Origin of the sequence: Pseudomonas sp. NY15181, from assembly GCF_048068055.1 — a bacterium.
GTDB lineage: Bacteria > Pseudomonadota > Gammaproteobacteria > Pseudomonadales > Pseudomonadaceae > Pseudomonas.
This window is the reverse complement of record NZ_JBLUPT010000008.1, coordinates 139,179-153,544: the sequence shown is the minus strand read 5'-3', so window position 1 is coordinate 153,544 and position 14,366 is coordinate 139,179. Positions and strand designations below refer to the sequence as shown.

General features: G+C 63.6%; 13 protein-coding genes. 5 read left to right on the top strand and 8 right to left on the bottom strand.

Going from position 1 to position 14,366, the window contains the following annotated elements:
- Window positions 1–4: 4 nt before the first annotated feature.
- On the bottom strand, window positions 5–433 hold the full coding sequence (rplM, locus tag ACNFBT_RS19020; RefSeq protein ID WP_015475857.1) for a 50S ribosomal protein L13: 429 nt from the start codon (window positions 431–433) through the stop codon (window positions 5–7).
- A 245-nt stretch (window positions 434–678) separates the two neighbouring features.
- Here rplM and ACNFBT_RS19015 point away from each other — a divergent pair, with 245 nt between their 5' ends.
- Window positions 679–1,716, top strand: coding sequence for an NADP(H)-dependent aldo-keto reductase (locus ACNFBT_RS19015; RefSeq protein WP_416751954.1), 1,038 nt, complete (start codon window positions 679–681; stop codon window positions 1,714–1,716).
- A 55-nt stretch (window positions 1,717–1,771) separates the two neighbouring features.
- Here ACNFBT_RS19015 and ACNFBT_RS19010 read toward each other — a convergent pair whose 3' ends face one another.
- A complete protein-coding gene (locus ACNFBT_RS19010; protein ID WP_416751952.1) occupies window positions 1,772–2,917 on the bottom strand; it encodes an acyl-CoA dehydrogenase family protein in 1,146 nt (381 codons plus the stop codon).
- A 252-nt stretch (window positions 2,918–3,169) separates the two neighbouring features.
- On the opposite strand from ACNFBT_RS19010, the gene ACNFBT_RS19005 reads away from it, so the two are divergent.
- Together ACNFBT_RS19005 and ACNFBT_RS19000 are read left to right on the top strand one after the other, a co-directional pair.
- Window positions 3,170–4,069 (top strand): GlxA family transcriptional regulator, encoded by a 900-nt coding sequence (locus ACNFBT_RS19005; protein WP_416752197.1) that lies wholly within the window; start codon window positions 3,170–3,172, stop codon window positions 4,067–4,069.
- A 91-nt stretch (window positions 4,070–4,160) separates the two neighbouring features.
- Entirely contained in the window at window positions 4,161–5,123 is a 963-nt protein-coding gene (locus ACNFBT_RS19000) for a hypothetical protein (RefSeq protein WP_416751951.1), read from the top strand.
- 149 nt (window positions 5,124–5,272) lie between these two features.
- On the opposite strand, the gene zapE is transcribed toward ACNFBT_RS19000, so the two are convergent.
- From zapE to ACNFBT_RS18985, 3 genes are all read right to left on the bottom strand, one after another.
- Entirely contained in the window at window positions 5,273–6,367 is a 1,095-nt protein-coding gene (zapE, locus tag ACNFBT_RS18995; protein WP_243805402.1) for a cell division protein ZapE, read from the bottom strand.
- 94 nt (window positions 6,368–6,461) lie between these two features.
- Window positions 6,462–7,802, bottom strand: coding sequence for a tryptophan--tRNA ligase (locus ACNFBT_RS18990; protein WP_416751948.1), 1,341 nt, complete (start codon window positions 7,800–7,802; stop codon window positions 6,462–6,464).
- Between the two features lie 60 nt (window positions 7,803–7,862).
- Window positions 7,863–8,489 (bottom strand): alpha/beta hydrolase, encoded by a 627-nt coding sequence (locus tag ACNFBT_RS18985; protein ID WP_416751946.1) that lies wholly within the window; start codon window positions 8,487–8,489, stop codon window positions 7,863–7,865.
- A gap of 139 nt (window positions 8,490–8,628) precedes the next feature.
- On the opposite strand from ACNFBT_RS18985, the gene ACNFBT_RS18980 reads away from it, so the two are divergent.
- On the top strand, window positions 8,629–9,069 hold the full coding sequence (locus tag ACNFBT_RS18980) for a YhcB family protein (protein WP_416751944.1): 441 nt from the start codon (window positions 8,629–8,631) through the stop codon (window positions 9,067–9,069).
- A gap of 163 nt (window positions 9,070–9,232) precedes the next feature.
- Here the strand turns inward: ACNFBT_RS18980 and cysN are convergent, their stop codons facing one another.
- A complete protein-coding gene (gene cysN, locus ACNFBT_RS18975) occupies window positions 9,233–11,134 on the bottom strand; it encodes a sulfate adenylyltransferase subunit CysN (protein ID WP_416751942.1) in 1,902 nt (633 codons plus the stop codon).
- Window positions 11,135–11,146: 12 nt separating this feature from the next.
- Entirely contained in the window at window positions 11,147–12,064 is a 918-nt protein-coding gene (gene cysD, locus ACNFBT_RS18970) for a sulfate adenylyltransferase subunit CysD (RefSeq protein WP_416751940.1), read from the bottom strand.
- A 359-nt stretch (window positions 12,065–12,423) separates the two neighbouring features.
- On the opposite strand from cysD, the gene mltB reads away from it, so the two are divergent.
- A complete protein-coding gene (gene mltB / locus ACNFBT_RS18965) occupies window positions 12,424–13,530 on the top strand; it encodes a lytic murein transglycosylase B (protein WP_416751939.1) in 1,107 nt (368 codons plus the stop codon).
- A 31-nt stretch (window positions 13,531–13,561) separates the two neighbouring features.
- Here the strand turns inward: mltB and ACNFBT_RS18960 are convergent, their stop codons facing one another.
- Window positions 13,562–14,320: a Nif3-like dinuclear metal center hexameric protein gene (locus ACNFBT_RS18960; RefSeq protein WP_416751937.1), complete on the bottom strand. Its 759-nt coding sequence runs from the start codon at window positions 14,318–14,320 to the stop codon at window positions 13,562–13,564.
- Between the last annotated feature and the right edge of the window lie 46 nt (window positions 14,321–14,366).

Below are 14,366 nucleotides of genomic sequence, written 5' to 3'. Positions count from 1 at the left end.
CCCGTTAAATCTTCAGTTCTTGAGGCTGCTGAGCGGTGTGCGGGTGGTTGGCACCCTTGTACACTTTCAGCTTGCGGTACATGTCGCGGCCCAGCGGGTTCTTCGGCAGCATGCCTTTGACGGCAGTCTCGATAACACGCTCAGGAGCCTTGGCGATCAGCTTCTCGAAGTTGATCGACTTGATACCGCCCGGGAAGCCCGAGTGATGGTAGTACATCTTGTCGGTAGCTTTGGCGCCAGTGACACGAACCTGCTCGGCGTTGATGACGACGATGTAGTCGCCGGTGTCAACGTGCGGGGTGTATTCCGGCTTGTGCTTGCCGCGCAGGCGGGTAGCAATCTCGGTAGCCAGACGACCCAGGGTCAGGCCAGCAGCGTCGACGACGAACCAGTCGCGCTTAACAGTTTCTGGTTTCGCGGTATAAGTTTTCATTCGTTATAGCCTCAGGGGCCGCCTGAAAATAAGACGGCGAATCTTACTGGACAGTGGTTGCCTTGACAAGTCAAGGACAGCCGAAGACAGACACGAATTGGGGCTCGGGTCGGTGTGCGTCCGTAACGACTAGATGTATCGATCGGCAGGCGTGGCATCCCCCACCGATGAAAGGCTGCGGAATTATGCAGATTCCGGCAGAATTTTCAACCATGTCACGCACTTGTTTTGATGAGGAGACCTGCATGGAGTACCGCCCGCTCGGCCGCACCGATCTGAATGTCAGCGCACTCTGCCTGGGGACCATGACCTGGGGCGAGCAGAATACCCAGAGCGAAGCCTTCGCCCAGATCGAGCGGGCCAAGGCCGCCGGTCTGAACTTCATCGATACCGCCGAGATGTACCCGGTGCCACCGCGCGCGGAAACCTACACCCGCACCGAGCAGATCATCGGCAACTGGTTCCGCCAGCACGGCGACCGCGCCGACTGGGTACTGGCCAGCAAGATCGCCGGCCCCGGCAACGCCATCAGCCATATCCGCGACGGCCAACTCAGGCACGATCGCAAGAACATCGTCGAAGCACTCGAGGGCAGCCTCAAGCGCCTGCAGACCGACTGGATCGATCTCTACCAACTGCACTGGCCCGAGCGCAGCACCAATTTCTTCGGCCAACTGGGCTACCAGCACAAGGAAGAGAGCTTCACCCCGCTGGAAGACACGCTGGAAGTACTCGACGAACAGGTTCGCGCCGGCAAGATCCGCCACATTGGCCTGTCCAACGAGACGCCCTGGGGCACCATGCGCTTCCTGCAGATCGCCCAGGAGCGCGGCTGGCCGCGCGCCGTATCGATCCAGAACCCCTACAACCTGCTCAACCGCAGCTTCGAGGTGGGCCTGGCTGAGATCGCGGTCCGCGAGCAGATCGGCCTGCTGGCCTACTCGCCGATGGCCTTCGGCATGCTCTCGGGCAAGTACTTCGGCGGCGCGCGCCCGGCCAATGCGCGAATCACCCTGTTCAGCCGCTTCACCCGCTACACCAACCCGCAGAGCGAGGCCGCCAGCGACCGCTATGTGATGCTGGCCCGCGAACACGGCCTGGACCCTGCGCAGATGGCCCTGGCCTTCGTTACCCGCCAGCCGTTCGTCACCAGCAACATCATCGGCGCCACCAACCTCGAACAGCTGGAAGCGAACCTCGGCAGCTTCAAGCTGAAGCTCTCCGACGAGGTGCTTGCCGGCATCGAAGCGATCCACAAGGACCAGCCGAACCCGGCGCCCTGATCTGCGACGCAACGAAAAAGCCCGGCCGATGCCGGGCTTTTTTCATCCGCACTGGTTACAGCGAGCGGGCGATGATTTCCTTCATGATCTCGTTGGTACCGGCGTAGATTCGCTGCACACGCGCATCCGCCCACGCACGGGCGATCGGGTATTCCCACATGAAGCCGTAGCCGCCGTGCAGTTGCACGCACTCGTCGAGCACCTTGCACTGCAGATCGGTGGTCCAGTACTTGGCCATCGCCGCCGTGGGCACATCCAGCTTTCCTTCCAGATGCTGCTCCAGGCAGCGGTCGACGAAGACCCGGCCGACCTGGATCTCGGTGGCCATCTCCGCCAGCTTGAAGCGAGTGTTCTGGAAGTCCGCCACGGATTTGCCGAACGCCTTGCGCTCGCGGGTGTAGTCCAGCGTCCACTTCAGCGCCGCCTCGGCGGAGGCCAGTGCGCCCAGGGCCACGGTCAGGCGCTCCTGGGGCAACTCCTGCATCAAGTAGATAAAGCCCTGCCCTTCCTTACCCAGCAGATTCTCCTTGGGAATACGGACGTCCTGGAAGAACAACTCGGAAGTGTCCTGCGCCTTCATGCCAACTTTCTCCAGGCGCTTGCCCTTGGAGAAACCCGGCGTGCCCGCCTCCACCAGGAACAGGCTGGTGCCCTTGGCGCCGGCCTTGGGATCGGTCTTGGCGACCACGATGACCAGGTCGGCCAGCCAGCCGTTGGTGATGAAGGTCTTCGAGCCGTTGATCACATACTCATCGCCATCCAGCACGGCAGTGGTCTTCACGCCCTGCAGGTCGGAGCCGGCGCCCGGCTCGGTCATGGCGATGGCCGAAACCATCTCGCCGGAGACCAGCTTGGGCAGGTAACGCTGCTTCAGCTCCTCGCTGCCGTAATGAAGGATGTAGGGCGCGACGATGTCCGAATGCAGGGAGAAACCGATACCGGTCAGCCCCAGGCGACCGATCTCTTCGATCACCACCGCGCTGTAGAGGAAGTCGGCCGCCATGCCGCCATAGGCCTCGGGCAGGTGGGAGCAGAGCATCCCCGCATCGCCGGCCTTGTTCCACAGCTGGCGGTCGACGTGACCATCCTTCTCCCACTGGGCGTGGAAGGGCACCGCCTCCTGTTCGAGGAACTTGCGGACGCTGTCGCGGAACAGCTCGTGGTCGGAACTGAACAGGGTTCTTGGAATCATGCGGCGCACCTGCGGATCGATTGTAGGAATTATTGGAAGGCCGACTGTAGGACAGCGCGAACCGCTCTGCACTGGACACTTTCGCCAAAAAATAAGACGATCCAGCCGCATCATGACCACTTTAGCGTCATGCCAAGACATCCATAAGAAGTACAAGAATCGATGCCCACCCCAGCTTCCAGCGTGCTGCGCCGCGTCAGCATTCTCGCCACCCATGGCGTCTTCGGCTCCACCCTCATGCAGGCCAAGGACTTCTTCCACATGGCCAGCCTGCGCCATGGCCGCCAGCAGGGCCTCGGCCTGCAACCTAGCTTCGAGATCCGCATCATCAGCCCGGACGGTAAGCCGGTGGTCAGCTTCAGCGGCGATACGCTGCCGGTGCAGGGCCCGCTGGACGAGCCGGAACTGGTGATCCTTCCCGCCTTCTGGGGCGACTTCGACGAACTCCTGAGCCACTACCCCGAGGTGCTGCCCTGGCTGCGCGAGCGCCATGCCGCCGGCAGCGTGCTCTGCGGCGAGGTGTCCGGGGTGTTCTGGCTGGCCGAGGCCGGCCTGCTCGATGGCAAGGAGGCAACCACCTACTGGCGCTTCTTCCGCGAATTCGCCGAGCGCTACCCCAAGGTGCTGCTCAACCAGGAAAAGCACATCGCCGACGCCGACAACATCTACAGCGCCGGCGGCCTGACCTCGGTCCGCGACCTGTACATCTACCTGATCGAGCATTTCTGCGGCGCCGCCGTGGCCCAGGGCGTGGCCCGCGACATCCTCTACGAGGTGCAGCGCAGCTACACACCCGGTCGTCTCGGCTTCGGCGGGCAGAAACTGCACCACGACCCGGCAATCCTGCAGATCCAGCACTGGCTGGAAGAACACTTCTCGGACAAGTTCCGCTTCGAGGACGTGGCCCGCGACCACGGCATGAGCATCCGCAACTTCATGCGGCGCTTCCAGGCCGCCACCGGCGACAAGCCGCTGCACTACCTGCAGCGCCTGCGTATCGAAACCGCGCGCAACCTGCTGTCCACCACCCGCAAAAGCATCAAGACCATCAGCTACGAAGTCGGCTACGACGATGCCAGCTTCTTCGCACGACTGTTCCGCCAGCACACCGGGCTTTCGCCGAACCATTACCGCCGCCAGTACGAACAGAAGGAAGGCTGAAACACGCCATCCCTAGGATGGGTTCGCGGACTCGGGTGCCGCCCTATGATCGGGGCAGCAACCGACAACAAGAACCCAACGGGATATCGCCATGCGCCGCTTTCTGCTTGCCCTGCTGGCCGTCTTCAGCCTGACCGCTGTGGCGGACGACACCTGGAAACCCTTCCCCTACGACCAGAGCGCCTTCGACTACAGTGGCGACAAGCTGCGCGCCGCCTGGCCGAAGCTGACCCGCGGCTTTGGCAACTACCCCTTCCCCGACGCCGACTGGGTGGTGACCATGGCGACCCGGCATCCCGAAGCCCTGGAGAAGACCGTGGCCGCCGGCACCGGCTTCACCGGCAAGCCGGAGGAAGCGCAGGTCTATGCCGAGAAGTTGCAGGACGTATGGCGCAAGGTGTTCCGCGGCGACTTCGCCCAGGCCAAGAAGGACGGCCTTGCGCTGGGCGTCGGCGGCCAGGTGCCGGCGATGTTCGCCCAGACCCTCTATGCCCTGTTCCTGGCACCGAACCAGGAGGAGAAGGAGCGCCTGCTGGAAGAAGTAATCAGCTACACCGACCAGGCCGGCCCACTGCTCAACGCCGACCCCATCGCCCAGTTCGGCCGGGCCTACGCCAAGGCGCGACTGGCCGAAGACCTGCCCGTACCGGTGGTACTCAAGCGCGGCTATACCGGCGACATCCCCAAGGAACTGGATGCCCTGCTGGCCAAGCAGCCCAACCAGCCCTTCGCCCTGGCGCTCTATGGCGGCTATGAAGCCGGCGTGATCCGCAAGGTCGGCAAGCTGGTGGGCAAGATGACCTACGGAGTCAGCGCCGACCAGATGGAGCAGTACTTCGCCCGCTCCTTCCGCGCCGCCAGCGACCTGCCGATCGGCCACTACGAATACGCCAATGCGCTGGGCTATGTGTATGGCGAAGATGAAGAGCAGAAAGCACTGGAACAGTTGAAGAAAGCGGTGGCGATCAAGCCGATCAACGCCATGGAAGCGCTGGAAGTCGCCCATGCCCAGCAACTGCTGAAGAAGGCGCAGCAGGAAATGGCGCAGCGCTGAGCTTTATCTGTAGGAGCGAGCTTGCTCGCGAACCGCCCAGCTTCCGAGCTACCTGTGAAATGTTCGCGAGCAAGCTCGCTCCTACAGAACAGAAAAGAGCCCAAACGAAAAAGGCTGCCCTTGGGCAGCCTTTTTCGTTCGCCGTACCATCAGGGACGGTGCGGGCGGCTCAGGTATTCGTGGGACTGCATTTCCAGCAGACGGCTCAGGGTGCGCTGGAATTCGAACTCCAGGCGGCCGCCGGTGTACAGGTCCTTGAGCTCCACCTCGGCGGAGAGGATCAGCTTGACGTTGCGGTCGTAGAACTCGTCCACCAGGTTGATGAAGCGGCGGGCCATGTCGTCCTTGGCCACGTTCATCTGCTCGACGTTGGAAATCAGGATGGCGTGGAAGATCTTCGCCAGCTCGATGTAGTCGTTCTGGCTGCGCGGGCCGTCGCACAGCTCGCGGAATTCGAACCAGGCCACGTCATCGCAGGTGATGCGCGCGCGGATTTCGCGGTTCTCGATCATCAGCGCGTCATCGCGGGTGGCGGCGGCGCACTCGGGGGTCAGGGCCTTGAAGTCACGGGTCATGGCCTGTTCGGCCTGCTCGGAGAGCGGCCAGTGGTACAGCTCGGCCTGTTCCAGGGCGCGCAGGCGGTAGTCCACGCCGCTGTCGACGTTGACCACTTCGGTGTACTGCTTGACCAGCGCGATGGCCGGCAGGAAGCGGGCGCGCTGCAGGCCGTCCTTGTAGAGACCGTCCGGCACGATGTTGGAGGTCGCCACCAAGCTGACGCCGTTCTTGAACAGCTCTTCCAGCAGGGTCGCGAGGATCATCGCGTCGGTGATATCGGAGACGAAGAATTCGTCGAAGCAGATCACCCGGGCCTCGTCGGCGAAACGCTTGCCGATGATGGTCAGCGGGTTCTTCTCACCCTTGAGGGTTTTCATTTCCTCGTGGACGCGCTTCATGAAGCGGTGGAAGTGCGTGCGCATCTTCTGCTTGAAGGGCAGCGCTTCGAAGAAGGTATCCACCAGGTAGGTCTTGCCACGGCCAACGCCGCCCCAGAAATACAGCCCCTTCACCGGCTCCTGGGATTTCTTGCCCAGCAACCTGCCGAACAGCCCGGACTTGCCCTTTTCAGCGGCGACCAGATCGTCGTAGAGGCGTTGCAGATGCTTCACGGCGTTCGCTTGTGCGGCGTCGTGGAAGAAATCGGGGCGTTTCAGGTCTTCCTGGTAGCGCTGAAGAGGCGTCATGATCGGTAGCAAGGTAACGAAAACGGGGGCGCACACTTTAGCGGCGCCCCCGTTGCTTGGCAATTGGCCGGTAGTCGGACCGGCCAGCCAACCCTCACTCCTGGGGAGCGAGCGCCTCGCGCAGACGCTGCATGGCGGCGTCGCGCTCCGCGTCGGTGGAGAATTCCGGGCTGTAGGCCACGGCTTCGCCATCCAGGCGCACGCTGAAGGCGTTCAGCTCGGCGTGCAGGTCCAGGTCTTCGGATTGCAGGCGCTTGGTCACCTGGCCGGCAGCCTTGCCGTCGGCGAAGGCCACGGAGAGCAGCAGTTGCTCGCCAGCAGCGTCCAGCAGGCGGAAGCGGAAGCCGTCTTCCTCGCGGAAGCTGACGAAGCGCGCGGCCTTGGCAGTCTTCTTCTTGCCTTCGGTGGCCACTTGCACCTGCTCACGGAACGAACGCAGGCCAACGGCCTCGCGCAGTTCGCCGAGGAACGGGGTGGCGATGCGGCGGGCCTTGGCGGCGCCGGCCAGGAGAATGTCTTCCAGGTCGGCCGGGCGGGTGATCAGCGCCTGGTAGCGCTCGCGGGCCTCGCCCAATTCGTTATCCAGCAGCTCGAACAGGCGTTGCTTGGCTTCACCCCAGGCCAGGCCACCCAGCAGGTCGGCGCGGAACGCAGCCTGTTGCTCGTGGGTGGAGAACGCCTGGTAGAGGGTGAACAGGTGGGAGTTGTCCGGGTCCTTCGGCTCGCCCGGCGCACGGGAGTCGGTGACGATGCGCGCCACGGCGTCCTTGAGCTGCTTGGCGCTGCCGAACAGCGGGATGGTGTTGTCGTAGCTCTTGGACATCTTGCGACCGTCCAGGCCCGGCAGGGTGGCCACGTCTTCCTCGATCACCACTTCCGGCAGGGTGAACAGCTCCTTGCCATTGCCGAACAGATGGTTGAAGCGCTGGCCGATGTCGCGGGCCATTTCCACGTGCTGGATCTGGTCACGGCCGACCGGCACCTTGTGCGCGTTGAACATCAGGATGTCCGCGGCCATCAGCACCGGGTAGCTGTACAGGCCCATGGTGACGCCGGCGTCCGGGTCTTCGCCGGCCTCGACGTTCTTGTCCACCGAGGCCTTGTAGGCGTGAGCACGGTTGAGCAGGCCCTTGGCGCTGACGCAGGTGAGCAGCCAGGTCAGTTCCGGGATTTCGGGAATGTCGGACTGGCGATAGAAGGTCGCCTTTTCAGCATCCAGGCCGCAGGCCAGCCAGGTGGCGGCGATCTCCAGGCGCGAACGCTGGATGCGCGCCGGGTCATCGCACTTGATCAGCGCGTGGTAGTCGGCCAGGAAGTAGAAGGAATCTGCCTGCGGATCGCGGCTGGCGACGATGGCCGGGCGGATGGCGCCGGCGTAGTTGCCCAGGTGCGGAGTACCGGTGGTGGTGATGCCGGTCAGGATACGGGTCGTCATGGGAATCCAGGAATCAACACAAATGAAATGGCGGGCCGGATGGTAACGCGGCGCGGCGCCCTAGGCGAGCCGGGCCTGAATCAGGTCCTTGAGCTCGATCAGCTTGCCGTGGAAGAAATGGCTGCACTCGGGGATGCGGATCAGTTCGTGCGCCTTGCTCAGCTCGGCGCTCCAGGCGTAGACGCGCTCAGGCGTGACCACTTCGTCGGCTTCCGGCTGGATCACCGTCAACGGGCAGCGCTCAGGCAGGTCGACGTCGAAACGCTCCACCGGCGGCGCCAGCATGAACAGTTGCGCCAGCGCGACGCCCTCCTCTTCCAGGCGCTCGGCGGCGTTGCCGGCCACGCAGGAGCCGAAGGAGAAGCCCATCAGCGTCAGCGGCAGGTCCGGATGCTGCCCAGCCAGCCAGCGCGCGGCGGCCAGCGCATCTTCGATTTCGCCGCGCCCTTCGGCGTAACTACCTGCGCTCTGACCCACGCCACGAAAATTGAAACGCAGGGTGGCGTATCCTGCATCCCGTGCGGCACGCTGCAGGGTGGCGACCACCTTGTTCTGCATGGTACCGGCGAACAGCGGATGCGGATGGCAGATCAGCGCGACGCCCTTGGCGTCGGGTGTGGCGAGGTGCAGGGCTTCCAGCTGGCCGTCGGGGCCGTCGAGGAACAAGGGGATTTCGCGGGTGGTCAAACAACAGCTCCGTGACCCCGTGGCGGGTCGTCTCGTCTAGCACAATACCTGCGCAGGCGGCGATGCATTCGCCACGGTATACAAGCACAGGTGCAAGCCGCTAACGTAAAGCAAAGCCGTCTATAGAGGAAGGATTCGCGTGGAACAGTCCCTCACCACCTGGTTACTGCCGCTACTCGCCCTGATCGTCGGGGGCGCCATCGGCTTCCTGATCGCCCGCCTGCTCCCCAACGCCGCGCCGAACAAGCTGCAGCGCCAGGTGGACGACATGCAGGATCGTTTCGACAGTTACCAGCGCGAAGTGGTGACCCACTTCAACACCTCCGCCAGCCTGATGAAGAAGCTCACCCAGAGCTATCAGGACGTTCAGGATCACCTGTCCGAAGGCGCCGAGCGCCTGGCCCTGGACGAGCAGACCAAGCAGCGCCTGCTGGCCGCCCTGCACACCGACGAATACCCCGAGCGCCGCGAGCGCCTGACTCCGCCGGCGAATAACGAAGCGCCGCGCGACTACGCGCCCAAGCCCAGCGAAGGGCCGGGTACGCTGGATGAGACTTATGGTCTGAAAGGCAAATATTGAGTCTTGGCTCCATCAAAAAGGCCCCGCATCTGCGGGGCTTTTTTGTTCACGCGTCAATGCTCCCGTAGGAGAGACAGGCACTTCCGCGTCAGATGTCAGGATTGCCGGGAACCCGAAAAGAAAAAGCCCCGCAAATGCGGGGCTTTTCGTCAGCGCCTGGCGATCAGATCGCGCCGCGCTGGCGCAACAGGTCGAGCACCGCCTTGACGCCCTCATCCACCGACTGGGTCTGGGTGTCGATCACCAGATCGGCATCCAGCGGCACGTCGAACGGGAAGGACTCGCCCGGGATGTTGTCCTGGCCGGCAGCGTACAGGCCCTGCGGATCACGTTCGCGGCAGACCTGCGGGGAAGCCTGGACGTAAACGGTAACCAGACGCTCGGCGCCGATCAGCGCCTTGGCCTGCTCGCGGCCTTCGGCGCTCGGGGCGACGAAAGCACACAGGCTGACCAGGCCGGCCTCGTTGAACTGCTTGGCGACATGCGCGGTGCGCAGCCAGTTCTCGGTGCGACCGGCGCGATCCTGCGGCAGGCCCTTGTTCAGGTCATGGCGCAGGTTCTGGCCGTCCAGCACATAGACCGCGCGCCCCATGTCGAACAGCTTGCGCTCCACGGCGTAGGCCAAGGTGCTCTTGCCGGCGCCGGAGAGGCCGCTGAACAGCACGGTGGCCGGCTGCTGGCCGAAGCGAGCAGCGCGCTCTTCACGAGCAACATGGGCATTGGCGCCATGATGCGTGGCGGTGCCGTGACTGGCCTGCGGCGCGGCGATGATCATGCCGGCGCCGACGGTGCCGTTGGTCAGGCGGTCGATGACGATGAAGGCACCGGTGGTGCGGTTCTGGCCGTAGCCGTCCAGCGCGATGGGCGCATCCAGGCTGACCTTCACGCGGGCGATCTCGTTGAGCTTGAGTTCGCTGGCGGCGGTCTCTTCCAGGGTGTTCACGTCCACCTTGTGGGTGATGCTCGGGATGGAGCCCGGCACATAGCTGGTGGCGCGCTTGATGTCGTACTTCTTGCCCGGCAGCATCGGCTCTTCGGCCATCCACACCAGCATGGCGTCGAAGCCGTCGGTGACCTGCGGGCGGTTGTCGGCGTGCACCAGCATGTCGCCGCGGGAGACATCGATCTCGTCTTCCAGGGTCAGGGTGATGGCCTGGCCCGGGCCGGCATGCTCCAGCTCACCCTCGAAGGTGACGATGGACTTGACTTTGCTGCCCTTGCCCGACGGCAGGGCCACGACTTCGTCGCCCTTGCGCACGATGCCGCTGGCAAGCGTGCCGGCGAAGCCGCGGAAGTTCAGGTTCGGGCGGTTGACGTACTGCACCGGGAAGCGCATGTCGTCGAGGTTGCGGTCGCCCGCGACCTCCACGGTCTCGAGGATTTCCATCAGCGACTGGCCGGTGTACCACGGCGAGCGCTCGGACTTGTTGACCACGTTGTCGCCCTTCAGCGCCGACATCGGCACGAAGTGCAGGGAGTTGGTCTTCAGGTTGATCTTGTCGGCGAACTGCAGGTAGTCGGCCTTGATCTGCTCGAATACGCCCTGGTCGAAGCCCTTGAGGTCCATCTTGTTGATGGCAACGACGATGTGCTTGATGCCCAGGAGCGAGGCAATGAAGCTGTGCCGGCGGGTCTGGGTCTGCACGCCGTAGCGGGCGTCGATCAGGATGATGGCCAGGTCGCAGGTGGACGCGCCGGTAGCCATGTTGCGGGTGTACTGCTCATGGCCGGGGGTGTCGGCGATGATGAACTTGCGCTTGGAGGTACTGAAGTAGCGGTACGCCACATCGATGGTGATGCCCTGCTCGCGCTCGGCCTGCAGGCCATCCACGAGCAGCGCCAGGTCGACGTCGTCGCCGGTGGTGCCGACTTTCTTGGAGTCCTTGGTGATGGCCTCGAGGTGGTCCTCGTAGATCATCTTGGAGTCATGCAGCAGGCGCCCGATCAGGGTGCTCTTGCCGTCGTCGACGTTGCCGCAGGTGAGGAAGCGCAGGAGTTCCTTGCGCTCGTGCTGGGCCAGGTAGGCGAGGATGTCCTCGCTGATCAGATCGGATTGATGCGACATGGTGCGAGAACCTTAGAAGTAGCCCTGACGTTTCTTTTCTTCCATCGAACCAGCGGCGTCGTGGTCGATGACCCGGCCCTGGCGTTCGGAAGTTCGCGTCAGCAGCATTTCCTGGATGATTTCCGGCAGCGTGGTGGCAGTGGACTCCACCGCGCCGGTCAGCGGGTAGCAGCCCAAGGTGCGGAAGCGCACCATCTTCTTCTGGATGCTGGCCTTCTGCTCGGGCGTGAGGTGCTCGAGGATGCGCTCGTCGTCGATCATGATCAGCGCGCCGTTCATCTCGATGACTTCGCGCTCTTCGGCAAAGTACAGCGGCACGATCGGGATCTGTTCCAGGTAGATGTATTGCCAGATGTCCAGCTCGGTCCAGTTGGACAGCGGAAAGACGCGGATCGACTCGCCCTTCTTCACTTTGCCGTTGTAGACGTTCCACAGCTCCGGACGCTGGTTCTTCGGGTCCCAGCGGTGCTTGCTGTCGCGGAAGGAGTAGACGCGCTCCTTGGCGCGGGACTTCTCCTCGTCACGGCGGGCACCACCGAAGGCGGCATCGAAGCCGTACTTGTCGAGGGCCTGCTTGAGGCCTTCGGTCTTCATGATGTCGGTATGCTTGGCGCTGCCGTGGGTAAACGGATTGATGTCCTGCGCCACGCCATCGGGGTTGATGTGGGTGATCAGGTCCAGGCCGTATTCGCTGACCATCTTCTCGCGGAAGCGGTACATCTCCTGGAATTTCCAGCGAGTGTCGACGTGCATCACCGGGAACGGCAGCTTGCCGGGGAAGAAGGCCTTGCGCGCGAGATGCAGCATCACCGCGCTGTCCTTGCCGATCGAGTACAGCATCACCGGGTTATCGAACTCGGCGGCGACCTCGCGGATGATGTGGATGCTCTCCGCTTCCAGCTGTTTCAGATGCGTCAGTTTGTCGACCATGGCTACTCACGGAATTGCTTATGGACGGCCGGCGGGCCGTAGACGAGGGCGCACTCTAACACAGCGCGAGACTCTAACCGGCGCGCCTTTTATACCGAAAAAATATACACATATAGCCGTCCGCGCTCACTGATGGAGCCCGCGGGATTGCCGGCCTGCGTGGCATTCCCGCACTTGTATGGCGAAGACTGGAGCACGTCGTCAGCACAGCCCGAATGAATCCCGCCAGGCGCTCTGCCGATCATCCGGAAAACGCTTCCTGATACAGATTGAGAGCCAGTACTTCGCGACTTGCGCTTGCCTGGAAAGCGCTCTGCGCTAGCATAGCGAGCACTTTTACCCGCCCCAGAAGATTTCCCATGCGCCGCATCGCTTTCGCTCTGCCTTTGCTTGTCCTGATTTCAGCGTGCAGCAGCAAACCCACTCCCGCTCCGCAGTCGGCCGCCAAGCCGCAGGCCCCCACCCTGATCAGCCCCAGCGCCCACCCGGCGTTCGGCTCGGTGCAGCCGATCGCCCCGCTGCGCGGCGATTACGCCAACAATGCCAACGCCAATCGCTTCATCGACATGATGGTGAGCAAGCACGGCTTCAACCGGCAGGACCTGCACGACCTGTTTGCCCAGACACAGGAACTGGACTGGGTAATCCGCCTGATGGACCGCCAGGCACCGACCTACGCACCGCCCAGCGGGCCGAACGGCGCCTGGCTGCGCTACCGCAAGAAGTTCATCACCCCTGAGAACGTGCAGAACGGCGTGCAGTTCTGGAACCAGTACGAGGGCGACCTGATGCGCGCCTACCGTACCTATGGCGTACCGCCGGAAATCATCGTCGGCATCATTGGCGTGGAAACCCGCTGGGGCCGCGTGATGGGCAAGACGCGGATCATCGACGCGCTGGCTACCCTGTCCTTCTCCTACCCCCGCCGTGCCGAGTTCTTCAGTGGCGAGCTGGAGCAGTTCCTCCTCCAGGCACGCAAGGAAGGCGACGACCCGCTGGCGTTGCGCGGCTCCTACGCCGGCGCCATGGGCTACGGACAGTTCATGCCCTCTTCCTTCACCCAGTACGCGGTGGACTTCGACGGCGACGGCCACATCGACCTGTGGAACCCACGCGACGCCATCGGCAGCGTGGCCAACTACTTCAAGCAGCACGGCTGGATCAGCGGCGATGCGGTGGCGGTGCCCGCGAGCGGCCAAGCGCCGTCGCTGGAGAATGGCTTCCAGACCATGTACCCGGTCGCCACCCTGTCCGCCGTCGGCCTGCGCCCGCAGGGCTCGCTCAACGGCCACCAGCAGGCCAGCCTGCTGCGCCTGGACATGGGCAGCAACTACCAGTACTGGTACGGCTTGCCGAACTTCTACGTGATCACCCGCTACAACCACAGCACCCATTACGCCATGGCGGTGTGGGAGTTGGGCAAAGCCGTGGGCCAGGCGCGCCAGCGCTACGCCAAGACCCCGTAAGTGCTCCAGCCGAGACCGGCAGCTGCCGGTCTCAGGCGGGGTTCGGACAATCGATGAACAGATGCTCGATGGCGAAGCGCTTGGCCAGGTAATCGCCCAGCGCCTGCACGCCGTAGCGCTCTGTGGCGTGATGGCCGGCGGCGATGAAACTGATGCCGTTTTCCCGCGCGCTGTGCACGGTCTGTTCAGAGACCTCACCGGTCAGGTACGCATCGACGCCAGCGGCGATCGCCTGGTCAATGTAGCCCTGGGCGCCGCCGGTGCACCAGGCGATGCGCCGTATCGGCCGATCGCCCTCCACCAGCAGGGGCTCGCGCCCCAGAACGTCACGCACATGGATCGCCAGGTCGCTGGGCAGCATGGGTTCGGGCAGCGAACCGACCAGCACGATGGAGCGCGGATTGCCCGGTTCCAGCGGCCCTTCGATCTCGAAGCCGAGCTGACGACCGAGTTGCACGTTGTTCCCCACCTCGGGGTGCAGGTCCAGCGGCAGGTGATAGGCCAACAGGCTGATATCGCGGTTCAGCAGGGTTTTCAGACGGCGCTGCTTCATGCCGACCACGCAGGGATTCTCGCCCTTCCAGAAATAGCCATGGTGCACCAGCACCACATCGGCGTCGGCCTCCACGGCGGCGTCCAGCAATGGCTGGCTGGCAGTGACGCCGGAAACGATGCGTCGCACCTGCGGGCGCCCCTCGACCTGCAGGCCGTTGGGGCAGTAATCCTGGACCTTCGCAGCGTCCAGATAGCGGTCGGCTTCCTCGACCAGAGTGCTCAGTGCGATTGCCATCGAAATTCCTCCAACTACGGCTACGAGCGTCTATTTTCTTGGCTCG